Origin of the sequence: Streptomyces sp. NPDC059564, from assembly GCF_042735575.1 — a bacterium.
GTDB lineage: Bacteria > Actinomycetota > Actinomycetes > Streptomycetales > Streptomycetaceae > Streptomyces.
Genome location: NZ_JBHWBP010000079.1, coordinates 1 through 21,497, shown reverse-complemented (window position 1 = coordinate 21,497; position 21,497 = coordinate 1). Strand labels below are relative to the sequence as shown.

General features: G+C 72.3%; 22 protein-coding genes. 15 read left to right on the top strand and 7 right to left on the bottom strand.

Annotated features, from left to right (window positions below):
• Window positions 1-86: 86 nt before the first annotated feature.
• Window positions 87-1,031 (top strand): nucleoside hydrolase, encoded by a 945-nt coding sequence (locus ACFV0Q_RS16390; RefSeq protein ID WP_385005750.1) that lies wholly within the window; start codon window positions 87-89, stop codon window positions 1,029-1,031.
• A 10-nt stretch (window positions 1,032-1,041) separates the two neighbouring features.
• Here the strand turns inward: ACFV0Q_RS16390 and ACFV0Q_RS16385 are convergent, their stop codons facing one another.
• Entirely contained in the window at window positions 1,042-1,863 is an 822-nt protein-coding gene (locus ACFV0Q_RS16385; RefSeq protein ID WP_385005770.1) for a helix-turn-helix transcriptional regulator, read from the bottom strand.
• A gap of 141 nt (window positions 1,864-2,004) precedes the next feature.
• On the opposite strand from ACFV0Q_RS16385, the gene ACFV0Q_RS16380 reads away from it, so the two are divergent.
• On the top strand, window positions 2,005-3,423 hold the full coding sequence (locus ACFV0Q_RS16380; RefSeq protein ID WP_385005748.1) for an MFS transporter: 1,419 nt from the start codon (window positions 2,005-2,007) through the stop codon (window positions 3,421-3,423).
• A 36-nt stretch (window positions 3,424-3,459) separates the two neighbouring features.
• On the opposite strand, the gene ACFV0Q_RS16375 is transcribed toward ACFV0Q_RS16380, so the two are convergent.
• Window positions 3,460-4,572, bottom strand: coding sequence for an alpha/beta hydrolase (locus tag ACFV0Q_RS16375; protein ID WP_385005746.1), 1,113 nt, complete (start codon window positions 4,570-4,572; stop codon window positions 3,460-3,462).
• A gap of 203 nt (window positions 4,573-4,775) precedes the next feature.
• Between ACFV0Q_RS16375 and lpdA the strand changes: the two genes are divergently transcribed.
• On the top strand, window positions 4,776-6,179 hold the full coding sequence (gene lpdA / locus ACFV0Q_RS16370) for a dihydrolipoyl dehydrogenase (protein WP_385005744.1): 1,404 nt from the start codon (window positions 4,776-4,778) through the stop codon (window positions 6,177-6,179).
• 223 nt (window positions 6,180-6,402) lie between these two features.
• Here lpdA and ACFV0Q_RS16365 read toward each other — a convergent pair whose 3' ends face one another.
• From ACFV0Q_RS16365 to ACFV0Q_RS16355, 3 genes are all read right to left on the bottom strand, one after another.
• Window positions 6,403-7,173 carry a maleylpyruvate isomerase family mycothiol-dependent enzyme gene (locus tag ACFV0Q_RS16365; protein WP_385005742.1) on the bottom strand — a complete coding sequence of 257 codons (771 nt, stop codon included), beginning with the start codon at window positions 7,171-7,173 and terminating at the stop codon, window positions 6,403-6,405.
• A 90-nt stretch (window positions 7,174-7,263) separates the two neighbouring features.
• Entirely contained in the window at window positions 7,264-7,764 is a 501-nt protein-coding gene (locus tag ACFV0Q_RS16360; protein WP_385005740.1) for a GNAT family N-acetyltransferase, read from the bottom strand.
• Between the two features lie 58 nt (window positions 7,765-7,822).
• The gene (locus ACFV0Q_RS16355) at window positions 7,823-8,254 is read right to left on the bottom strand and encodes a MarR family winged helix-turn-helix transcriptional regulator (RefSeq protein ID WP_385005738.1); all 432 of its coding nucleotides are present in this window, start codon (window positions 8,252-8,254) and stop codon (window positions 7,823-7,825) included.
• Between the two features lie 87 nt (window positions 8,255-8,341).
• Between ACFV0Q_RS16355 and ACFV0Q_RS16350 the strand changes: the two genes are divergently transcribed.
• From ACFV0Q_RS16350 to ACFV0Q_RS16295, 12 genes are all read left to right on the top strand, one after another.
• Window positions 8,342-9,265, top strand: a complete 924-nt coding sequence (locus tag ACFV0Q_RS16350) for a zinc-binding alcohol dehydrogenase family protein (RefSeq protein WP_385005736.1) — start codon at window positions 8,342-8,344, stop codon at window positions 9,263-9,265.
• 144 nt (window positions 9,266-9,409) lie between these two features.
• The gene (locus tag ACFV0Q_RS16345; RefSeq protein WP_385005734.1) at window positions 9,410-10,072 is read left to right on the top strand and encodes a DUF4360 domain-containing protein; all 663 of its coding nucleotides are present in this window, start codon (window positions 9,410-9,412) and stop codon (window positions 10,070-10,072) included.
• 266 nt (window positions 10,073-10,338) lie between these two features.
• Window positions 10,339-11,142, top strand: a complete 804-nt coding sequence (locus ACFV0Q_RS16340) for an ABC transporter substrate-binding protein (RefSeq protein ID WP_385005768.1) — start codon at window positions 10,339-10,341, stop codon at window positions 11,140-11,142.
• Window positions 11,109-11,939 carry an amino acid ABC transporter permease gene (locus tag ACFV0Q_RS16335; RefSeq protein WP_385005732.1) on the top strand — a complete coding sequence of 277 codons (831 nt, stop codon included), beginning with the start codon at window positions 11,109-11,111 and terminating at the stop codon, window positions 11,937-11,939. The genes ACFV0Q_RS16340 and ACFV0Q_RS16335 overlap by 34 nt, the downstream gene beginning before the upstream one ends.
• A 7-nt stretch (window positions 11,940-11,946) precedes the next feature.
• The gene (locus tag ACFV0Q_RS16330; RefSeq protein WP_385005730.1) at window positions 11,947-12,777 is read left to right on the top strand and encodes an amino acid ABC transporter ATP-binding protein; all 831 of its coding nucleotides are present in this window, start codon (window positions 11,947-11,949) and stop codon (window positions 12,775-12,777) included.
• 137 nt (window positions 12,778-12,914) lie between these two features.
• Window positions 12,915-13,082, top strand: a complete 168-nt coding sequence (locus ACFV0Q_RS16325) for a hypothetical protein (protein WP_385005728.1) — start codon at window positions 12,915-12,917, stop codon at window positions 13,080-13,082.
• A gap of 81 nt (window positions 13,083-13,163) precedes the next feature.
• On the top strand, window positions 13,164-13,859 hold the full coding sequence (cseB, locus tag ACFV0Q_RS16320) for a two-component system response regulator CseB (RefSeq protein ID WP_385005726.1): 696 nt from the start codon (window positions 13,164-13,166) through the stop codon (window positions 13,857-13,859).
• Complete coding sequence (locus ACFV0Q_RS16315; protein ID WP_385005724.1) at window positions 13,859-15,127, top strand: ATP-binding protein; 1,269 nt, start codon at window positions 13,859-13,861, stop codon at window positions 15,125-15,127. The genes cseB and ACFV0Q_RS16315 overlap by 1 nt, the downstream gene beginning before the upstream one ends.
• Before the next feature lie 187 nt (window positions 15,128-15,314).
• Window positions 15,315-16,160, top strand: a complete 846-nt coding sequence (locus tag ACFV0Q_RS16310) for an MIP/aquaporin family protein (protein WP_385005722.1) — start codon at window positions 15,315-15,317, stop codon at window positions 16,158-16,160.
• 101 nt (window positions 16,161-16,261) lie between these two features.
• The gene (gene glpK / locus ACFV0Q_RS16305) at window positions 16,262-17,779 is read left to right on the top strand and encodes a glycerol kinase GlpK (protein ID WP_385005720.1); all 1,518 of its coding nucleotides are present in this window, start codon (window positions 16,262-16,264) and stop codon (window positions 17,777-17,779) included.
• Window positions 17,780-17,824: 45 nt separating this feature from the next.
• The gene (locus tag ACFV0Q_RS16300; RefSeq protein ID WP_385005718.1) at window positions 17,825-19,537 is read left to right on the top strand and encodes a glycerol-3-phosphate dehydrogenase/oxidase; all 1,713 of its coding nucleotides are present in this window, start codon (window positions 17,825-17,827) and stop codon (window positions 19,535-19,537) included.
• Between the two features lie 48 nt (window positions 19,538-19,585).
• Window positions 19,586-20,383, top strand: coding sequence for a VOC family protein (locus tag ACFV0Q_RS16295; protein WP_385005716.1), 798 nt, complete (start codon window positions 19,586-19,588; stop codon window positions 20,381-20,383).
• Window positions 20,384-20,406: 23 nt separating this feature from the next.
• Here ACFV0Q_RS16295 and ACFV0Q_RS16290 read toward each other — a convergent pair whose 3' ends face one another.
• On the bottom strand, window positions 20,407-20,709 hold the full coding sequence (locus ACFV0Q_RS16290; protein WP_385005714.1) for a putative quinol monooxygenase: 303 nt from the start codon (window positions 20,707-20,709) through the stop codon (window positions 20,407-20,409).
• Window positions 20,710-20,795: 86 nt separating this feature from the next.
• The coding region (locus ACFV0Q_RS16285) for a polysaccharide deacetylase family protein (RefSeq protein WP_385005712.1) at window positions 20,796-21,497 on the bottom strand (702 nt) is incomplete at its 5' end.

The following is a 21,497-nucleotide window of genomic DNA, read 5'->3' as shown; positions in this document are numbered from 1 at the left end:
CGCTTTCTGGCTCGGAACAGGCGGCCGGAGCGGGCCGGCGGCGGGCAGACTGGGCAGGTCAGCAGCCCCGCGCGAGAGGACCGCCCGTGCCCGTCCCGATCATCATCGACTGCGACCCCGGGCACGACGACGCCCTGGCCATCATGCTGGCGGCGGCCGACCCCGCCGTCGACCTGCTGGCCATCACCACGGTCGCAGGGAACCAGACACTGGAGAAGACCACCCTCAACGCCCGCCGCGTCTGCACCCTCGCCGGGATCACCGACGTGCCCATCGCCGCCGGGTGCGCCCGGCCGCTGCTCCAGCCGCTCGCCGTGGCCGACGACGTACACGGAGCGTCCGGCCTGGACGGACCGCGGTTCGCCGAGCCCACCGTCGACGTGGCCCCCGAACACGCGGTGGACCTGATCCACCGGATCCTCCTCGAACACCCCGAGCCGGTCACCCTGGTGCCCACCGCCCCGCTGACCAACATCGCCCTGCTGCTGACCCGGTACCCCGACAGCGCCTCCCGCATCCGCGAGATCGTCCTCATGGGAGGCTCCACCGAGCGGGGCAACCGCACGCCGGCCGCCGAGTTCAACATCGTCACCGACCCGGAGGCCGCCGACATCGTCTTCCGCAGCGGGGTGCCCCTGACCATGTGCGGGCTCAACGTCACCCACCAGGCCCTGGCCACCCCCGAGATCCGGGCGCGCTTCGAAGGCCTCGGCACCGAGATCGGCCTGGTCTGCGCCGAGCTGCTGGCCTACTTCGCCTCGACGTACAGCCGCCTGTGGGGCATGCCCCACCCTCCGCTGCACGACCCCGTCGCCGTGGCCCGGGTCATCGACCCGACGCTGGTCGGCGTCGTCGACGCGAACGTCACCGTCGAACTGCACGGCCGCTACACCCGCGGAGCCACGGTCGTGGACCTCCACCAGTACCTGGACCGCCCCGTGAACGCCCGGGTCGCCACGACCCTGGACACCGACCGCTTCTGGGACCGCATGGTCGAAGCCGTCGCCACCCTCGGCTCCCGCACCTCCTAGGGCCGGGGGTTCAGCCCGCGACGGGGTACATCAGGCCGCGGCGGCCCTCCGGGGAGGTGAGCCACTCCAGTTTCTCGGCGGTCTCGGTGTGCGGCAGCGGGGTGTGCAGCACGATCGACAGGTCCGGGCGCGCCGGGACGCGCAGCTGCGTCGACTCCACATGCAGCGTGCCGACGACGGGGTGATCCATCCGCTTCTGGATCTGGCCGCCCGGCCGGACGTCCCGCTGCTGCCACAACTCGGCGAACCGCGGGCTGAGTTCCCGCGCCTCCTCCACGACCGCCCGGAACCCCTCGTCCTGCGGGTGCTCCGAGCAGGCCGCCCGGAACTGCGCGACGACCTCGCAGGCGATGTCCTCCCACTGCGGGGAACGCGCCCGGTAGATCGGGTCGGTGAAGAAGGCGATCAGACAGTTCTGCACGATCTCCGGCCGCATCCCGAACACCAGCGCCGCCGCGTCGTTGTACAGGACCGTGTTCCAGTACGCGTCCATGATGTGCGCCGGGAACGGCATCCAGGCGTCGATCAGCCGCTTCAGGCCGTTGCACATGTCCAGGTCGTCCGGGGCGACTTCGAGGGCCGGCGGGTTGAGCCCGGCGAGGACGTACAGGTGGCGGCGCTCGGCACTGCTCAGCCTGAGCACCCGGCTCACCGCGTCCAGCACCTGCGCGGACACCGTGATGTCCCGCCCCTGCTCCAGCCACTGGTACCAGGACACCCCGACCCCGGCCAGCACCGCGACCTCCTCCCGGCGCAGGCCCGGCGTGCGCCGCCGCGCCCCGCCGTCCGGCAGCCCGGCCTCCGCCGGCGAGATCCGCGCGCGCCTGCTCATCAGGAACTCGCGCAGTTCGGTCCGGCGGTGCTTGTCGATCGGCGTGGCCACGTATTTCCCCCTGTCAGCTGCCTGGTGGTGGCAACAACAGGATAAGTTCCCGCTCTTCACGGGCATTCCCGCGCCGCGAAGGTGGTGTCCATGACGATCGACACACAGACGGCGGCCACCGGGCCGCACACGGCGGCCCCCGAGGAGCAGGACAACCGGCTCACCGGCCGGGCCAGGCTGGTCCTCTTCGTGCTCTGCGCCGCCCAGTTCATGGTGGCCCTCGACTTCTCCGTGCTCAACGTGGCCCTTCCCGTCCTCGGCAAGGACCTGGGCCTGAGCCCGTCCGCCCTCCAGTGGGCGATCACCGCGTTCGCTCTGCCCTCCGGCGGCTTCCTGCTCCTCTTCGGCCGGATCGCCGACCTCTACGGGCGCAAGAAGCTGTTCCTGACCGGCCTCGTGCTCTTCGGCGCGGCCTCCCTCCTGGCCACCCTCGCCTGGGACCCCGCCTCCTTCCTCACCGGGCGGGCCCTCCAGGGCCTGGGCGCGGCGGTCATCGTGCCGACCGGCATGTCCCTGCTGACCACGACGTTCCCCGAGGGCCCGCTGCGCGACAAGGCGCTCGGCATCTCCGGCACCCTGCTCTCCCTCGGCTTCACCATCGGCATGGTGCTCGGCGGCGTCATGACCGACACCCTCGGCTGGCGTTCGACCATGGGCCTGCTCGCGGTCGCCGCCGTCACCGTGCTCTGCCTCGCCCCCCGGCTGCTGCCCGAGTCCCGCACCCCCGAGCGGCCGCGCCTGGACGTACCGGGCGCCGTCACCGTCACCGGCGGTCTGCTCGCGCTGATCTACGGCCTGTCCACGGCCGCCGAGCGCGGCTTCGACGGCACCGACGTCCGGGTCGCGCTGGTGGCCGGGACCGCCCTGCTCGCCGCGTTCGTCGTGGTGGAGTCGAAGGCCGCCGAACCGCTGGTCTCCCTGCCGATGCTGAAGCGGCGTACCGTCGCCTGGGGCAACATCGGGGGACTGGTGACCTTCTCGATGATGTCGGTGGTCATCTTCGTCCTCACCCTGTACCTCCAGGAGACCCTGCACCTGTCCTCGTTCGTGACGGGTCTGGTCTTCGGCGTCCAGGGAGCCGCCTCCGTCGTCGCCGGCTCGTACGCACCGCGCGTCATCGGCCGCTTCGGTGCCCGCCGCACCCTGGTCGGCGCGCTGCTCGGCCAGGGCGCCTTCACCGCCGCGCTGCTCGCCGTGGGCCCGGACTCCGGCGCCCTGATCGCGACCGTGGCCGTATCGGTGGCCAGCATGTTCCACCTCGGCGCGATCATCTCGTACGGGATCATCGTGACCAGCGGCGTACCGGACGAGGAGCAGGGCCTGGCCACGGGCCTGGTCACCACCACCCAGCAGGTCGGCCTCACCATCGGCATCCCGCTGCTCGGCGTCCTGGCCACCACGAGGACCTCGCTCTTCGACGGGGTGCGGACGGTCCTGGCGATCGACGCGGGCCTGCTGATCGTCGCGGCGCTGCTGGTGGCGGTCGGCATCGGCCGGCGCAAGGGGTGACGCGCGCGGCGCTCGCGGCCCCGGGCCCGCCTCACGTCATCCGGCGTTGAGGCGGGCGCTGACCCACTCCAGGGAGGGAGGGATCTCCCGGAGCCAGGTTTTGAAGTTGTGGCCGCCGTGGTCGAGCGTGATCGAGGAGACCCGGGCGGGACTCTTCACCTTCTCGATGAACTCCCGCGTCGGCTTGAGGTTGGGCTCGCCCTGCAGGGAAGTGGTGACCAGGAAGGACGACTTCCCCTGCGGGAGGTGGTCCAGGCTCCACAGCAGGTCCGCCCGCTTCTCGGCCTCCTTGTTCCCGTGGAACAGGTCACCGGAGTCCGCGTCGATCTCCGGCTTGTAGTCCGCCGACAGGCCGACACCGGCGGCGTACCGCTCCGGATGCTCCAGGGCGATCTTCAGCGCGCAGTAGCCGCCGGTGGAGTCGCCCATGATGGCCCAGCTCGACGGCGCGTTCTTGACGCGGTACGTGCCCGATACGGCCTGGGGGAGGTCGGTACCGAAGTAGGTCTCGCTCTGGGGCCCGCCGGGGACGTCCACGCACTGGGTGTTGCGGGTCGCGATGACCGACGGCCGCATCATCACGAGGACCATCGGCTGCGTCTTCTTGTGCTTGGCCAGCTTCCAGGCCGTTTTCGGGTAGGCGAGTCCCTTGAGCAGGTTCTCCGATGTTCCCGGGAACCCGGTGAGGACCACGGTGGCGGGGAACGTCCGGTGCTCGTTGCCCTTCTGGAAGTACTCGGGCGGCAGGTACACGTAGGCGGAGGTGGCGGTCTTGGACCGCTGCCCCTGGATCATCACCTTCTCGATCACGCCGCCCACGCGCGGCGTGGTGCCGCCCGGCACGTCGACCGGCTGCCGGCCGAGGACCTTCACGCCCGAAGCGCCGGCCTGCCCCTGGTCCAGGGCGGGCGGCGCCTGCTCGTGCCCGGCCAGCTCGGCCCACGATCCGTAGATCAGGAAGCTCCGGTTGGCCGCGAGCCCGATCGAGGCCAGGAGCGCAAGCTGGAGCGTCACGACCAGCGCTACCCGGCCGGCAACCCTGCGCGGGCCGCCCTTCGCCAGCCGTGGCCAGAGCCAGACCGTGAGGCCGAACAGCAGGAGAGTGCACAGCAGGGCGAGCGCCAGGGGAGCGCCACTCGTCAGCTTCATGGAACGGGAAGACCTTCTGTCGACTGCCGGTCCGGACCCGTGGGTCCGGCAGCACGCGTAGGGGTGCCAACCAGGGAGAGTGCCGTGCGGGCGGAAAGGTTGCGGGCGGGGAAGAGGATCTTCGAACACCCGCTCCCGGAACCCGGCGTAACGTGGGCGGTGAACTGGCTTGTGCACCACTCGTGATGGGAAGGAAACCGTCCATGCAGGAGCATTTCGACGTCGTCGTCCTCGGGGCAGGGCCCGGCGGCTACGTTGCCGCCATCCGTGCCGCTCAGCTGGGCCGCAGCGTGGCGGTCGTGGAGGAGAAGTACTGGGGTGGAGTCTGTCTCAACGTCGGCTGCATCCCCACCAAGGCGCTCCTGCGCAATGCCGAGCTGGCGCACATCTTCACCCACGAGGCCAAGACCTTCGGCATCAAGGTGGACGGCCAGGTGTCCTTCGACTACGGCGAGGCGTTCCGGCGCAGCCGCCGGGTCGCGGACGGCCGGGTCAAGGGCGTCCACTACCTGATGAAGAAGAACGGGATCGCCGAGTTCGACGGCCGGGGCACCTTCCTCGACGACCGGAACCTGCGGATCGCCCAGAGCGACGGCACCACCCGTGAGATCTCCTTCGGCAGCTGCGTCATCGCCACCGGCGCCACGCCCAAGCTGCTGCCCGGCACGCGGCGCAGCGAGCGCGTGGTGACGTTCGAGGAGCAGATCCTCGCCGAGGACGTCCCGCGGTCCATCGTCATCGCGGGAGCCGGTGCCATCGGCATCGAGTTCGCGTACGTCCTGCACAACTACGGCGTCAAGGTCACCATCGTCGAGTTCCTGGACCGGATCGCCCCGCTGGAGGACGCCGACGTCTCCGCGGAACTGGCCAAGCAGTACCGCAAGCTGGGGATCGACGTCCTGACCTCCACCCGGGTCGACTCGATCGACGAGTCGGGCCCGCAGGTGCGGGTGAGCGTCACCGGCCCGGACGGCGCCACGAAGGTCCTGGAGGCCGACAAGGTGCTCCAGGCGATCGGCTTCGCGCCGAACGTCACCGGCTACGGCCTGGAGGCCACCGGCGTACGCGTGACCGAGCGCGGCGCCATCGACGTCGACGGCCGCTGCCGCACCTCGGTGCCGCACATCTACGCCATCGGCGACGTCACCGCCAAGCTGATGCTCGCGCACACCGCCGAGGCCATGGGCGTCGTCGCCGCCGAGACCATCGCGGACGCCGAGACGATGGAGCTCGACTACCCGATGATCCCGCGCGCGACCTACTGCCAGCCGCAGATCGCCAGCTTCGGCTGGACCGAGGCGCAGGCGAAGGAGAAGGGCTTCGACGTCCGCGTCGCCAAGTTCCCCTTCACCGCCAACGGCAAGGCGCACGGTCTCGGCGACACGGCCGGCTTCGTGAAGCTGATCAGCGACGCCACGCACGGCGAGATCATCGGCGCCCACCTGATCGGCCCGGACGTCACCGAGCTCCTGCCGGAGCTGACGCTGGCCCAGCAGTGGGACCTGACGGTCCACGAGGTCGCCCGCAACGTGCACGCGCACCCGACGCTGGGCGAAGCGGTCAAGGAGGCCGTCCACGGACTGGCCGGCCACATGATCAACTTCTGAGACCCGGCAGCCCCGGCGCCGCCCCCGCTGGCTGGGCTCGCTCCCGTGAACGGGCGCCATCTCGTCCGCACCCGGGAGGTCCTGCCCGGCGGGGGCTGCTCGACGGCCCGGGCCGGCCTCACGGACCGCTCCCTCGCCGCACGGGGGCGGGCCGTGGGGCTGGCGCCCGACGCCGCCCCGCGCCCTCCCGCCGGGCCCTGCCCCGCCCGGCCGGGCGGCCGGGTCAGAACGCCGAATGGGCGAACCAGAGGTCGAGCGGCTCCGCGTCCCCGGTGGTCTCGACGCCCGGGGCGGTGCGGTCGGTGCGGCCGTAGAGGACGAGCAGGAGATCGGCGGCCGGCGCCAGGACGGTCGCGTCGGCGGCCTCGGTGGCCTCCTCCGCGACGAGGCCGAAGCCGTCGGGGCGCAGGCGGACCAGCCACGAGCCGTCCGTATCGGTGCACCGGAAGCGGATCGTCCGGCCCGTGCCGCGCAGCTTCGCCACTCCGGGCGCGAAGGGCGTGGCGAAGGGGAGGTTGACGAGGAACTCGTCGACGCCGTCCCGGGCGAGCGGGGCGTCGATCACGGAGGGCAGACCGAGGGCCCGTTCCGCGTCCACGCGGTGCACCAGGGTCTCGAACCGCATCCGGCGCACCCAGAACCGGGCGTGGCCGTCGGCGCCCCAGACCCACATGGGCGCGTCCAGGTCGGTGCCCGCGAACACCTCCGCGGCGGCGGCGCCGCCGGTGGCCAGCCAGTCGGCGTAGTCCTCGTCGCGCTCCGGCAGGCGCAGGTCCACGTCGCGGCTCGTCGGGCGTTCCTGGACCTTCCGCAGCAGCAGCGCCGAGAACCAGCGGTGCACGCCGCCGCAGTGCCGCACCAGGTCGCCGAGGGTCCAGCCCGGGCAGGTCGGTACGGGGAGCGTCAGGTCGGCGCCCCGGACCAGTTCCACGAACCGGGCGGTCTGCGCCGCCACGGCCGCCGGGTGGTCGATCTGCTGCTCGGCTGTGCTCATGGGGTGGGACCTTCCTGACCTGTCGGTTCGCCTCTCCGAGCACTCTGCCACAGCCCCCGCGGGCCACCGGTACGGGGGCGCGCCCCGAGGTCAGCAGGTCCGCTCGTACTCGACCTGTTCGAGCGGGTTGCCGTCGCCGAAGTCGTACGGGCGCGACGCGCCGGTCTCTTGGAAGCCGCACTTGGCGTAGAAGCGGCGGGAGCGCGGCGTGTCGCGCAGGGTCCACAGGTGCGCCCGGGTGAAGCCGTCCTCGCGCAGGTGGCGCAGCGTCGCGTCCATCAGGGCGGCGGCGACGCCGCCGCCCCAGCCGTCGGGGTGGGCGTAGACGGAGAAGATCTCCGCGAGACCGGGCCCCCGGTCGGGGGAGGCGGCGAAGAAGGTCAGGGCCAGCGGGCGGCCGTCGACCGCGGCGAGCAGGACCGTCTCGGGGCCCGCGCCGATCCGCGCGTGCCAGCGGTGACGGCGGTGCTCGACCTCGCGCGCGGCGAACTCCGGCGCGAAGAAGGGGGCGTAGGCGGCTTGCCATGCGGCGGCGTGGATCTCGCCGAGCACGTCCCCGTCGGCCGGCCCCGCGCGACGAATTTCGATCATGTGGCCAGCCTACTTCCAACGCCCTTCGCCGCCACCCGGGTTGTCCCGGCGGGAGCGGTTACGGAGCCTCGTGGAGGCGGGTCAGCAGGGCGATCAGCTGCCGCTGCTCATCCGGGGCGAGGGGGGCCAGCAGCGTGGCGTTGGCCGTTTCGGCGAGGGCCGCGCAGCGGGCGAGGACCTCCGCGCCCCGCAGGGTGACCGTGATGGCGTTCTTGCGGCGGTCGGCGGGGTCCGGGGTGCGCAGGACGAGGCCGGTCTCCTGGAGGTGGTTGAGGATGCCGACCATGTCCTTGGGGTCGACCGCCAGCAGGCGGCCCAGGTCGGCCTGGGCGACGGGTCCGTACTCGGCGGTCGCGGCCAGCACCGCGTGGTGCATGAGCCTCAGCCCCTCGGCGGCGAGCGCGTCGGCGACCAGTGCCCGGCCGCGGGCCGCGACACGGCCGACGAGCCAGGTCGGCAGGGACTGGATGTGGGCGAGGGGTGCGGTCATGGGATCAGCCTAGCCAAAACCGTTGGACTTCCCCATGACTTTCGGCTTATCGTTGGGACTCCCAATGAAATCGGATCGGGAGGTCCTGTGCTGCGCATGCGTCACGAGGTCAACGGCGGGCCCGAGGTGCTGTTCGCCGAGCAGGTCGACAGGCCCGTCGCGGGCCCCGGGGAGCTGCTGGTCCGCACCGAGGCGATCGGGGTGACCCTGCCCACGGTGCGCAAGGTGCGGGAGGGCTCCGGGCCCGTCTCCTTCGGCGGCGAGCTCGCCGGCGAGGTCATGGCCACCGGCGAGGGGGTGGCCTCCTTCACCGTCGGGGACCGCGTCACCGGGCTGTGCTTCGCCGACGCCTACGCCGAGTTCGCGGTCCTGAACGCCGCGATGGCGTCCCGCGTCCCGGACGGCGCGAGCGCGGTGGACGCGGTCGCGCTGGTCCGCAGCGGACTTGTGGCCCGCGGTGCGTACGAGGCCGCCCGCGTGGAGCCCGGCGAATCCGTCCTGGTCACCGCCGCGGCCAGCGCGGTGGGCAGCCTCGCCGTCCAGTACGCGAAGGCCGCGGGGGCCGGCCGTGTCGTCGCCGCCGTCAGCAGTGCCGCCAAGGCCGGTTTCGTCCGCGGCCTGGGCGCCGACCGGGTCGTCCTGTACGAGGACGCCGACTGGGGAGCCCCGTACGACGTGATCCTCGACGGCGTCGGCGGCGACCTGCTCGCCCCCGCCGTCCGCGCCCTCGCGACCGGCGGCCGGATCGTGGCCTTCAGCTCGGGCGGCGGCACCGTGGAGGCGTACGAACTCCTCGTCCGCGGCGCCTCGATGATCGGCTTCCAGATGCGGGCCATCGCCACCGGCAAGCCGGAGCTGTACGACCGCTGGCTGCGCGAGCTCTGGCGGCTGCACTCCGCCGGCACCCTGCGGACCGCCGTCCACGAGGAGATCCCCCTCGCCGAGGCGGCCCGGGCCCACGCCGTCATCGAACAGCGCCGCAACCTCGGCAAGGTGGTCCTCGTCCCGTAGCGGCCGCCGCCGGGCGGTGTTCGGCCGTTCGGGGGGACGCGCCGGGGCCGCGGCGGGGGTGGCTGCCGCGCCTACGGCGGTGGCCGCGGGGGGTGTGGAACGGTTCGAGCCGGTCACGCAGAGCAGCGATCGGAAGGACTTCCCATGTTCAGAACGGTGTTCCTCGCCGGCGCGGCCGCGGCGCTCGCCGCGACCGCCCTCACGCCGTCCGCCGGGGCCGTCACCACGACCCGCCCCGCCCCCGGACCCCCCGGGCAGATCACCATCGACGTGGTCCAGGTCAACGGCTCCGGCTGCCGGCCCGGCAGCGCCACCGTCGCGGTCTCGCCGGACAACACGGCCTTCACGGTGACCTACAGCGAGTACACGGCCCAGGTCGGCAAGGACGCCAAGGCGACCGACTTCCGCAAGAACTGCCAGCTCGGCCTGAGCGTGAACGTCCCCCAGGGCTACACCTTCGCCATCGCCCAGGCGGACTACCGCGGCTTCGCCAGCCTGGAGGACGGTGCGAGCGGCGAGCAGAAGGCCAGCTACTACTTCCAGGGCATGTCCGAGACCGCCCGCCGCACCCACACCCTGCGCGGCCGCTACCAGAACAACTGGCAGGTCTCCGACGCGGTCCCGATCGAGGCCCTCGTCTACCACCCCTGCGGGGCGAAGCGGAACCTCAACATCAACACCGAGCTCGTCGCGAAGGCCGGGACCTCCGACACGGCCAACACCACGAGCTTCCTGACGATGGACTCGACCGACGGCAGCATCAACACCAAGTACCACTTCTCCTGGAAGACCTGCGCCAAGCGCTGACCCCGCCGGTCCGGCCCCTTCCCGCCGCCGGCGGGAAGGGGCTACCGCCGATCGGGCGGCCGGGCGCAACAGGCCGTCTCCGGCCGTGCATGGGCGATGTCCGGCCACGTCTGCGCCGCGTCGCGCACGCTCCGCCGTCACGGCCCGCCAGGGGCTTACGATCCCGACGGACGGTCTTCCCCGCGACCGCCGCCCACCCGCATCCGTGGAGGTCAACCGTGTTCCGGACGGCCGCAGGACACCGCAGCCAGCGCAGCAGCTTCCGTATCCGTGCCGCGGCCGGCCTCGCCACCGTCGCGGGAACGTTCCTCGCCGTGGGCTGCTCCTCCGGCGGCAGCGGCCCGGGAGAGGCGGCGGGCGGAGTCCCGGTCGTGGAGAAGGGCAAGCTGACCACCTGCACCCATCTGCCCTACCCGCCGTTCCAGTTCGAGCAGAACGGCAAGGTCGTCGGCTTCGACGTGGCGCTGATCGACCTCGTGGCGAAAAACCTCAAGGTCGAACAGACGATCCTCGACACCCCGTTCGAGAACTTCAAGACCGGCGCCTTCCTGAACTCCGGCCAGTGCGACCTCGCCGCCGCCGGCATGACGATCACCGACGAGCGCAAGAAGAACGTGGACTTCTCCGTCCCCTACTTCGACGCGACCCAGGCCCTGCTCGCGACCAAGAAGAGCGGCGTCACCTCCCTCGCCGACCTCAAGGCCAAGGGCAAGAAGCTCGGCGCGCAGGCCCAGACCACCGGCGAGAGCTACGCCAAGGCCCAGGGCTTCAACCCGGTCGCCTTCGAGAGTTCGGACGCGGTGCTCAATGGGCTGCGCACCGGCCAGGTCGACGCGGTCGTCATCGACTACCCGGTCGTCCAGGGCTGGCTCAAGGACAAGGCGAACGCGGCGGAGTTCGTCCTCGGGCAGAACATCGACACCGGCGAGAAGTACGGCTTCTCGGTGAAGAAGGGCAACGCGGCCCTCCTCGCCGCGATCGACCAGGCCATCACCACCGCCAAGGCCGACGGCACCTACAAGAAGCTCTACGAGCAGTGGATCGGGCCGCTGCCCCAGGCCACGTCGTGACCTCTCGGCTGACCCGGCGTCAGCGGCGCCGCGTCTGGCAGGGGATCCAGTACGCGGTCTTCGTGGCCGTACTGGTCCTGGTGGGCGTGCTCGCCGACTGGGGCCGGCTGCAGAACCAGTTCGCGCAGACCGACCTGGCCGTCCGCCTCTTCCCGCAGATCATCACCACCGCCCTGCGCAACACGGTGGTGTACACCTTCTCCGGCTTCGCCTTCGGCCTCGTCCTCGGCCTGGTCGTCGCCATGATGCGGCTGTCCTCGGTGGCCCCGTACCGCTGGGCCGCCGGCGTGTACATCGAACTGTTCCGGGGCCTGCCCGCGCTGCTGATCTTCATCTTCGTGGGCGTGGCGGTGCCGCTGGCCTTCCCCGGCGCCGAGATCCCCGGCGGCATCTACGGCAAGGTCGCGCTGGGCCTCGGTCTGGTCGCGGCGGCGTACATGGCGGAGACGATCCGCGCCGGCATCCAGGCGGTGCCCAAGGGGCAGATGGAGGCGGCCCGCTCGCTGGGCTTCTCGCACGGCCGCGCCATGGCCTCCGTGATCATCCCGCAGGCGTTCCGCATCGTGATCCCGCCGCTCACCAACGAACTGGTCCTGCTCTTCAAGGACTCCTCGCTGGTGCTGTTCCTCGGCGTGACACTGGAGCAGCGGGAGCTGACGAAATTCGGCCGGGACCTCGCCAGCGAGACCGCCAACTCCACCCCGATCCTGGTAGCGGGCCTGTGCTACCTCCTGGTGACCGTGCCGCTGAGCTTCGTGGTGCGCCGCCTGGAGTCCCGCGCGGACAAGGCCACGTGAGGACGAGATGCCACAGAAGACGGGAACGGCGGACGCACCGGCCGCGGACCGCCCCGAGATCGAGATCCGCGGGCTGCACAAGTCCTTCGGCGACAACCACGTCCTGCGCGGCATCGACCTGGACGTCGCCCCCGGCGAGGTGGTGTGCGTCATCGGCCCCTCCGGCTCCGGCAAGTCGACGCTGCTGCGCTGTGTGAACCTGCTGGAGGAACCGAGCGACGGCCAGGTCTTCGTCGGCGGTACGGAGCTCACCGACCCCGACGTCGACATCGACGCGGCGCGCCGCCGCATCGGCATGGTCTTCCAGCAGTTCAACCTGTTCCCGCACGTCAGCGTCACCGGGAACCTCACCCTGCCGCAGCGGCGGGTGCTCGGCCGGGACAAGGACCGGGCCGCGGCGGTCGCCCGGGAGAACCTGGCACGGGTCGGGCTCGGGGACAAGGCGGACGCCTTTCCCGCGCAGCTCTCGGGCGGGCAGCAGCAGCGGGTCGCCATCGCCCGGGCCCTGTCGATGGAGCCGGAGGTGATGCTCTTCGACGAGCCGACCTCGGCGCTCGACCCGGAACTCGTCGGCGAGGTGCTGTCGGTGATGCGGCTGCTCGCGGGCGAGGGCATGACCATGATGGTCGTCACCCACGAGATGAGCTTCGCCCGCGAGGTCGCGGACCGCGTGGTGTTCATGGACGGCGGCGTGATCGTCGAGCAGGGACCGGCGGCGCAGGTGATCGCCCGCCCGGCGCACGAGCGGACCAGGAACTTCCTCGACCGCATCCTGGACCCGGCGGCCGCCGAACCCCCGGTCCCCGACACCGGGGACGGGGCGGGGCCACCCGGGTGAGGGTCCGTGCGGGTTCTCCCATGGTGTGACGAGCTGCCGTTGGGTGCGTTCGGGTGGGACCGGACCCGATGCGCAACCGGACGCGGAGAGTGAGGAGTCATCACGTTCAGTAGTGATTCGTCTCCTCTGGAGGTCCGATGAACACGCAGCCCACGTACGCACTGTCGTCCGGGACGCCCCGATGGGCGCTCGACCCCTACCGGTTCCCCGGCCTGGCAGGCCTGGACGCGGACGAAGCCCCCGCCGACACGGACACCCCGTCCTTCCCCCGCCCCGGCGACTCCCCGCAGCGCTCCGCGCGCTGACCGGCCGTCGGTCCGGGCTCCCGCGGGCGCCTACGATGATCATGGGAGTGGGGTCCGCTCCCGCGTGAGCCCGGGGGATTCATGACCGACGTACTCGACCGGCCCGCGGGCCGCCTGCTGCTCGTCGAGGACGACGCGGTGATCCGTGACACCGTCCGCATCGCGCTGAACCGCTACGGCTTCTCGACCTCGGTCGCCGCGGACGGCCTGGCGGGACTGGAAGCCTTCCGCACGCAGCGGCCCGACCTGCTGATCCTCGACGTGATGCTGCCGGAACTCGACGGTGTGGGACTGTGCCGCCGCATCCGCGAGACCAGCACCGTCCCGATCCTGATGATCTCCGCCCGGGGCGCGGCCACGGACATCGTCGGCGGCCTGGAGGCCGGGGCCGACGACTACGTCACCAAGCCCGTCGAGCTGCCCGTGCTGGTGGCCCGCATCCGCATGCTGCTGCGCCGGGCCGGATTCCCCGGCGGCCGTCCCCGGAGCACCCTGCTCACCTTCGGCGACCTCACGGTCGATCCGGCGGGCCTGGAGGTGCGCAAGGGCGGCGAACCCATCGCCCTCACCCCGACCGAGCTCAGGCTGCTGCTGGAGTTCGCGGCCCGGCCGGGCGTGGTGCTGGACCGGACCACCCTGCTGAGCCGTGTGTGGGACTACGGCTGGACCGGCGACCGGCGGGTGGTCGACCTCCACGTGCAGCGGCTGCGCGCGAAGGTCGGGGCCGACCGGATCGAGACCGTACGGGGCTTCGGCTACAAGCTCCGGGCCCACTGATGCGGCCCGCACGGATCCGCTCGCGCTCGCTGCGCTGGCGCGTTTCCCTGCTCCTCGGAGCCGTGGCGGTGCTGGTCGCCGCCGGGATCGGCAGCCTGGTCCACCAGGTGACGAAGGCCCGCTTCCTGGAGAGCGCCCGCGACACCGCGGTGGAGCGCGTCCGGTTCGTCGCCAAGGGTGGGCCGGACACGGGCCTGGCGAAGGCGTACACCGTCCCCCTGGAGAAGATGTTGCCAGCCTTGCGGTCCGAAGGGCCCGGGAGCCGCCGGAAGGTCGAGGAGGTCCAGGGCCCCTACGGCCCGATGATGCGGGCCGCCGAACCGGTCGACGGCGGCCGGCTGCTGATGATTTCCATACCCCTGAGCGGGCAGTACGACGACCTGCACCGCCTCGACATGACCATGGCCGCCGCGGGCGCCGTCGCGGTCGCGGTCGCCGTTCCGGCCGGCGCCCTGGCCGCCAGCCGGATGAGCCTGCGGCTGCGCCGGGCCGCCCGCGCCGCGCGCCGGATAGCCGACGGCGAGCTCGACGTCCGGATCGGCGGCGAGGCCCGTCCCGGCGACGAGGTCGCCGAACTGTCGAGCGCGGTCGACTCCATGGCCTCGGCCCTCCAGGCCCGCCTGCTGGAGGAGCAGCGCTTCACCGCCGACGTCGCCCACGAGCTGCGCACCCCGCTGATGGGCCTGTCCACCTCGGCCGCCCTGCTCACGGACGACGACCTGGCCGCCCAGTACGTCCGCGAGAGCGTCAAGGTGCTCAGCGGGCTCGTGGAGGACCTGCTGGAGGTCTCCCGCCTGGACGCCGGCGTGGAAGAGGCCGACCTGGTGCCCTGCCCCCTCGGACCGCTGACCGCCGACTGCGTGAACCGGACGGGACTGGCGGTGGAACTCCGCGGCCACGAAGCGCACGCGGGAGGGCGCACCGTGCACACCGACCCGCGCCGCGTCGACCGCGTCCTCGGCAACCTCGTCGCCAACGCCCACCGGCACGGCGCGGGGCCCGTGGTGGTCACCGTGGGGTCGGGAACCGTCACCGTACGGGACCACGGCCCGGGATTTCCGCGGGCCCTGCTGGAGGAGGGTCCCCGGCGCTTCCGTACCGGCGCGGCCGAACGCGGGCGCGGACACGGCCTGGGCCTGACGATCGCCACCGCCCACGCCCGCCTCGTCGGCGGCGAGCTGACCTTGGAAAACGCCCCGGACGGCGGGGCCGTCGCCACGCTCACCCTGCCCCAGGGGACCAGGAGCTTCCCCGATCAAGTGAATTAGATCGCGACAACCGGGTATGTATGCCGCATGCGCGGAGCTTTGTCCGCTATGTCCATCCGGGCGCACCGCTGTGTGCCCCGGCGGGCAGCGGCGTTCCGCGCGAGCGACCGATCGCCGGGCCCCGCGGCAGGCGGCGGCACCGACGGGCCGATGACAGCCGGTCTCGCCGGCAGGAAGCAGGCTCTTCATGGCTGATCGTCTCAAGGCATCGGGGCTGGTGGGCGAGCTCTCCGCCGAATTCGCCGGCACGATGATCCTGATCCTCTTCGGCTGTGGCGTGGTGGCCCAAGTGGTCGCCGGCGGCGGACTCACCAATCCGCCCGGCGGCCTGGGAAACCACGACAGCATCGCCTGGGCCTGGGGCCTCGGCGTCACCCTGGGCGTCTACGTCGCCGCGAGGCTGAGCGGCGCCCACCTCAATCCGGCGGTGACCCTCGCCCTGGCGGCCTTCAAGGGCTTCCCCTGGAGCAGGGTGGCACCGTACGCGCTGGCACAGACGGCGGGCGCGTTCGTCGCCGCCCTCATCGTGCGCTGGAACTACACCGAGGCACTCGGCACGTACGACCCCGGCCACACCATCAAGACGCAAGGCGTCTTCTCGACGCTGCCCGCCAACGGCAATCCGAACCTGCCGGTCACCGAATGGGGCGCGCTGCGCGACCAGATCATCGGCACGGCGATCCTGCTGCTGCTGATCCTCGCGGTCACCGACCTGCTCAACACCCCGCCCGGCGCCAACCTGGCGCCGTTCATCGTCGGCCTGATCGTCGTCGCGATCGGCATGGCATGGGGCACCAACGCGGGATACGCGATCAACCCGGCCCGTGACTTCGGTCCGCGGCTCGCGAGCTTCCTCACCGGCTACGGAGGGGCGTGGCGGGACCAGTACGGGAACTTCTACTTCTGGGTGCCCATCATCGGCCCGCTGATCGGAGGCCTGCTCGGAGCGGGTCTGTACAAGGTCTTCATCGGCCGGTTCCTGCCGACCGCCGAGCCCGAGCCCCCGGGACGCATCCCGGCCCCCGAGGCCTGACCCCACCCCGGCCCCACCCGCACCCGGGGCGGCACACCGCCCCGCGTGCGGCAAGGCCCTCCCCCCGGCAAGGGCTCTCCCTCACGAGAGGCGGCACCATCATGGCGGACTTCGTCGGCGCAGTGGACCAAGGCACCACGAGCACCCGGTTCATGATCTTCGATCATGCGGGCAACGAGGTCGCGAAGCACCAGCTCGAACACGCGCAGATCCTGCCCAAGTCGGGCTGGGTCGAGCACGACCCCGTGGAGATATGGGAGCGCACCAACTCGGTGATCCAGAACGCGCTCCGCCACGGAAACCTCTCCCCGGCCGACCTGGCGGCCATCGGCATCACCAACCAGCGCGAGACGACCGTCGTCTGGGACCCCCGCAACGGCCGCCCGTACTACAACGCCATCGTCTGGCAGGACACCCGCACCGACTCGATCGCCGCCGCCCTGGAACGCTCGGGGCAGGGCGACGTCATCCGCCGCAAGGCCGGGCTGCCGCCCGCCACGTACTTCTCCGGCGGCAAGATCCAGTGGATCCTGGAGAACGTCGACGGCGTCCGCGAGGCCGCCGAGCAGGGCCACGCCGTCTTCGGCAACACCGACTGCTGGGTGCTGTGGAACCTCACCGGCGGCCCCGACGGCGGCATCCACGCCACCGACGTCACCAACGCCAGCCGGACCATGCTGATGGACCTGGAGACCCTGGACTGGGACGACGAGCTGCTCGGCTTCTTCGGGATCCCGCGCTCGATGCTCCCCGCGATCAACCCCTCCTCGCACCCCACCGCGTACGGCGTCACGCGCACCTCCCGCCCGCTGCGGGCGGCGATCCCGATCGCGGGCGTCCTCGGGGACCAGCAGGCGGCCACCGTCGGGCAGGTCTGCTACGAGCCCGGCGAGGCGAAGAACACCTACGGCACCGGCAACTTCCTGCTGCTCAACACCGGCACCGAAGTGGTCCGGTCCCAGCACGGCCTCCTGACCACCGTGGCCTACCAGTTCGGCGACGAACCGGCCGTCTACGCCCTGGAGGGCTCCATCGCGGTCACCGGGTCGGCGGTGCAGTGGCTGCGCGACCAGATGAAGATCATCACCGACGCGGCGGAGAGCGAACGCCTCGCCCGCACGGTCGAGGACAACGGCGGCATGTACTTCGTCCCCGCCTTCTCCGGGCTGTTCGCGCCCTACTGGCGCTCCGACGCCCGCGGCGCGATCGTCGGCCTCGCCCGCTACAACGACAACGGCCACCTGGCGCGCGCCACCCTGGAAGCCATCTGCTACCAGAGCCGCGACGTGGTGGAGGCCATGGAACAGGACTCCGGGGTCCACCTCGACGTGCTCAAGGTCGACGGCGGAGTGACGGCCAACGACCTGTGCATGCAGATCCAGGCCGACGTCCTCGGCGTACCCGTCAGCCGCCCCGTCGTCGCCGAGACCACCGCGCTCGGCGCCGCCTACGCGGCCGGACTGGCCACCGGATTCTGGCGGGACACGAACGAACTGCGCACCCACTGGCAGGAGTCCAAGCGCTGGGAGCCCCAGTGGACCGAGGAACAGCGGACGGAGGGCTACGCGGGCTGGAAGAAGGCCGTCGCGCGCACCCTCGACTGGGCGACCGTCGAGTAGGCCCCCGCACCTCGGACGGGCAGGGCCTCGCACAAGGAGGACACCATGGCGAACCCGGTGGCTCTCTCGCCCGGCGCACGTGCCGAGGCCCTCGCCCGACTCGGGGAGGACGAGCTGGACGTCCTCGTGGTGGGAGGCGGCGTCGTCGGCGCCGGATCCGCCCTGGACGCCGCCACCCGGGGCCTGCGCGTGGGCCTCGTGGAAGCCCGCGACTGGGCCTCGGGCACGTCCAGCCGCTCCAGCAAACTGATCCACGGAGGCCTGCGCTACCTCGAAATGCTGGACTTCCGGCTGGTCAGGGAAGCCCTCAAGGAACGCGGACTGCTGCTCCAGGTCCTCGCCCCCCACCTGGTGAAGCCGGTCTCCTTCCTCTACCCGCTGCGCCACAGGGTCTGGGAACGCCCCTATGTGGGGGCGGGAGTCCTGCTCTACGACACCATGGCCGCGGCTTCCGGCACCGCCAGCGGCCTGCCCCGCCACCGCCACCTGCTCCGGCGCCAGGCCCTGCGCGAGGCCCCCGGCCTGCGCGCGGACGCCCTGACGGGAGCGGTCCAGTACTGGGACGCCCAGGTCGACGACGCCCGCCACACCCTGTTCCTCGTACGGACGGCGGCCGCGTACGGGGCGCTGGTCGCCAACCGGGCCCAGGTCTCGGGGTTCCTGCGGCAGGGCGAGCGCGTGGTGGGGGCCCTCGTCACCGACCTGGAGACGGGCCGGCAGACGCGGGTCCGCGCCAAGCAGGTCATCAACGCGACCGGCGTCTGGACGGACGACACCCAGGCCATGGCCGGCACCCGCGGCCAGTTCCACGTCCGCGCCTCCAAGGGCGTGCACCTCCTCGTCCCGCGCGACCGGATCAACTCCCGGACCGGGCTGATCCTGCGCACCGAGAAGAGCGTCCTGTTCGTCATCCCCTGGGGCCGCCACTGGATCATCGGCACCACCGACACGGACTGGTCCCTCGACAAGGCCCACCCGGCCCTCAGCTCCGAGGACGTCGGCTACCTGCTCGAACACGTCAACCGGGTCCTCGCCACACCCCTGGCCGCGCAGGACGTCGAAGGCGTGTACGCGGGCCTGCGGCCGCTGCTGTCCGGCGAGGCCGCGGAGACCAGCAAGCTCTCCCGCGAGCACCTCGTCGCCCACCCGGTCCCCGGGCTCGTCGTCGTGGCGGGCGGCAAGTACACCACGTACCGGGTGATGGCGAAGGACGCGGTGGACGAGGCCGCGCGCGGCCTCGACGAAAAGGTCGCCGACTGCGTCACCGCCCGCGTCCCGCTCCTCGGCGCCGACGGCTACCCGGCCCTGTGGAACGCCCGGCACTCCCTCGCCGCCCGGTCCGGACTGCACGTCGCGCGCATCGAGCACCTGCTGAACCGGTACGGCTCCCTGCTGCCCGAACTCCTCGAACCGGTCGCCGCGGACCCGGCGCTGGCCGAGCCGCTGCCCAGCTCCGACGACTACCTCGCCGTCGAGGCCGTGTACGCGGTGACCCACGAGGGCGCCCGCCACCTGGAGGACGTCCTGGCCCGGCGGACCCGGATCTCCATCGAGTCCTGGGACCGCGGCACGGACGCGGCACGCACCGTCGCCGCGCTGATGGCCGGCCCCCTGGGCTGGGACGAGGCCCACCGGGACCGGAAGGTCGACCACTACCTGAAGCGGGTCGCGGCCGAACGCGAGGCCCAGCAACAGCCCGACGACCGGACGGCCGACGCCGTACGCCTCGGGGCTCCGGACATCATCCCCGTCCGCTGATCCGCGGCGGGCAGGGCCGGGTACGGGCAGGCACGAGGGAGGACGACCATGGTGTTGGTGACGGCGGACGTGCTGGGCGCGCCGTGCTGGCTGAGCCTGATGGCCCGTGACCTCCCGGCCGCGCAGCGCTTCTACGGCGCGGTGTTCGGCTGGACCTTCCGCCAGGGCGGCCTGGGCCGGGCGTTCCCGGTGGCCGAGGCGGACGGCGTGCCCGTGGCCGGGATCGGGGCGATGGCAGGGGAACTGGCCGTGCCCGTCGCCTGGACGGCGTACTTCTCGGTCGACGACGCCGACGCGGCGGTCGCCCGGGTGCGCGAGCTCGGGGGCACGGTCGCGATCGGGCCGGTGTCCTCCCCGCCCAGCGGACGGGCGGCCCTCGTCGGCGACCCGGAGGGTGCTGCCTTCGGGGTCTGGGAGGGGCGCGTGCTGTCGGAGTGGAGCGTCGGCGAGGGCACGGCGCCGGCCTGGCTCGAACTCCACACCCGCGACGCCTTCGACGCGGCGCTCTTCTACGGGGAGGTCCTGGAGTGGGCCGACGGGAGCGCGGGCTGCTGCGAGGCCTCGTACGAGGAGGACCAGGTGGTGCTGCGGGCCGCGGGGGAGGCCGTCGCCCGTCTCCACAGCCGCCCGGTGGAGGCCGCCGCCCAGGAGGCGGGACGCCGGCCGCGCTGGCTCGTCCACTTCAAGGTCCGCGACCTGCCCCGCGCGACGGAGGCGGCCCTGGCGCACGGCGGAACCGTCGTACCGCAGCTCGGGAACGAGCCCGGTGGCGGCGGCCCGGTGACCCTCCGGGACCCGGACGGCGCCCTGTTCACCCTCGACGTCCTGCGCCCACCGCCCGTCTGAGCCGCCGGGCCGGGCGCCGGGCGTCAGGCCACGGGGGCGGCCTCGATGCGGATGACCTCCGCGGGGCCGGCACGGAACGCGGGGCTGGCGGCGTCGGCCTCGATCATGTGCGGGGTGGCGTCGTGCGCGTTGAGCGCCGCCTGCGACGACCAGCGCTCGATGAGCACGAACCGGTCGGGCTCGCCGCTCACCTGGTGCAAGTCGTAGCGCAGGCACCCTTCTTCGGCCCGCACGACCGGGGCGAGCCGCTCGAACGCGGCGATCTGCTCCGGGCCGCGGCCCGGAAGAGTGCTGATGAGGATGACGAGTTGAACCGGCTGCGACATGCGCGGCAGCCTACCCGGGCCCCAGGCCGGGACGATCACAGGGGGTGGTGCCGCAGGGTGCCCGTACGCCGGTCCGGGGAACGGCCCTACGGGGTGGTGAGGGCGGGGAAGGTGAACGTGTAGCCCTGTTTGGTGAGCCAGGGCAGGTACTGCTTGAGGGCCGCGACGGTTTCGCTCCGGTCGCCGCCGCCGTCGTGGAAGAGGACGGTCGGCTGCCGGGGCAGCTTGGTCTCCACGGCGGCGACGATGGCCGGCAGGCCCGGGCGGCTCCAGTCCCTGGGGTCCACGCTCCAGCCCAGCGGCCGCATCCCGCTCGCGGCCGCGATCGCGCGGCTGTCGGGGGTGAAGGCACCGCCCGGCGCACGGTAGTAGTTCACGGCGACGCCCGGCACGGCCTTCTCGATCATTTCCTTGCCGTCGAGTATCTGCTGCCGCTGGTAGTCGACCGGCTTGTGGTCCATCGTCACGTCGTGGTCGACGGAGTGGTCGCACAGCTGGTGTCCGTCGGCGGCGACCGCGCGCACCAGGGCCGGGTACTTCTGCGCCTTGGTTCCGATCATGCAGAACGTGGCCTTGACGTGGTTCTGCCTCAGCACCTGGAGGACCTGCGGGGTCCAGCGGGGGTCCGGGCCGTCGTCGATGGTGATGGCGACGTCGCGGCCCGGGCCCTGGGCCAGCCGGGAGATCCCCTGGGGGACCGGGGTGGCGCCCCGGGGGGATCCGACGAGGTCCGTGGCCGAGGAGCGGCCCGCCGAACCGTCCGTGGCGGCGAGGGCGGGGGTGCCGGC

Coding starts and splice junctions, on each gene's coding strand:
- ACFV0Q_RS16385 (WP_385005770.1), bottom strand. CDS start 1,863: ATGAGCAGGCGCGCGCGGATCTCGCCGGCGGAGGCCGGGCTGCCGGAC.
- ACFV0Q_RS16380 (WP_385005748.1), top strand. CDS start 2,005: ATGACGATCGACACACAGACGGCGGCCACCGGGCCGCACACGGCGGCC.
- ACFV0Q_RS16375 (WP_385005746.1), bottom strand. CDS start 4,572: ATGAAGCTGACGAGTGGCGCTCCCCTGGCGCTCGCCCTGCTGTGCACT.
- lpdA (WP_385005744.1), top strand. CDS start 4,776: ATGCAGGAGCATTTCGACGTCGTCGTCCTCGGGGCAGGGCCCGGCGGC.
- ACFV0Q_RS16365 (WP_385005742.1), bottom strand. CDS start 7,173: ATGAGCACAGCCGAGCAGCAGATCGACCACCCGGCGGCCGTGGCGGCG.
- ACFV0Q_RS16360 (WP_385005740.1), bottom strand. CDS start 7,764: ATGATCGAAATTCGTCGCGCGGGGCCGGCCGACGGGGACGTGCTCGGC.
- ACFV0Q_RS16355 (WP_385005738.1), bottom strand. CDS start 8,254: ATGACCGCACCCCTCGCCCACATCCAGTCCCTGCCGACCTGGCTCGTC.
- ACFV0Q_RS16345 (WP_385005734.1), top strand. CDS start 9,410: ATGTTCAGAACGGTGTTCCTCGCCGGCGCGGCCGCGGCGCTCGCCGCG.
- ACFV0Q_RS16330 (WP_385005730.1), top strand. CDS start 11,947: ATGCCACAGAAGACGGGAACGGCGGACGCACCGGCCGCGGACCGCCCC.
- ACFV0Q_RS16325 (WP_385005728.1), top strand. CDS start 12,915: ATGAACACGCAGCCCACGTACGCACTGTCGTCCGGGACGCCCCGATGG.
- cseB (WP_385005726.1), top strand. CDS start 13,164: ATGACCGACGTACTCGACCGGCCCGCGGGCCGCCTGCTGCTCGTCGAG.
- ACFV0Q_RS16315 (WP_385005724.1), top strand. CDS start 13,859: ATGCGGCCCGCACGGATCCGCTCGCGCTCGCTGCGCTGGCGCGTTTCC.
- ACFV0Q_RS16310 (WP_385005722.1), top strand. CDS start 15,315: ATGGCTGATCGTCTCAAGGCATCGGGGCTGGTGGGCGAGCTCTCCGCC.
- glpK (WP_385005720.1), top strand. CDS start 16,262: ATGGCGGACTTCGTCGGCGCAGTGGACCAAGGCACCACGAGCACCCGG.
- ACFV0Q_RS16300 (WP_385005718.1), top strand. CDS start 17,825: ATGGCGAACCCGGTGGCTCTCTCGCCCGGCGCACGTGCCGAGGCCCTC.
- ACFV0Q_RS16295 (WP_385005716.1), top strand. CDS start 19,586: ATGGTGTTGGTGACGGCGGACGTGCTGGGCGCGCCGTGCTGGCTGAGC.
- ACFV0Q_RS16290 (WP_385005714.1), bottom strand. CDS start 20,709: ATGTCGCAGCCGGTTCAACTCGTCATCCTCATCAGCACTCTTCCGGGC.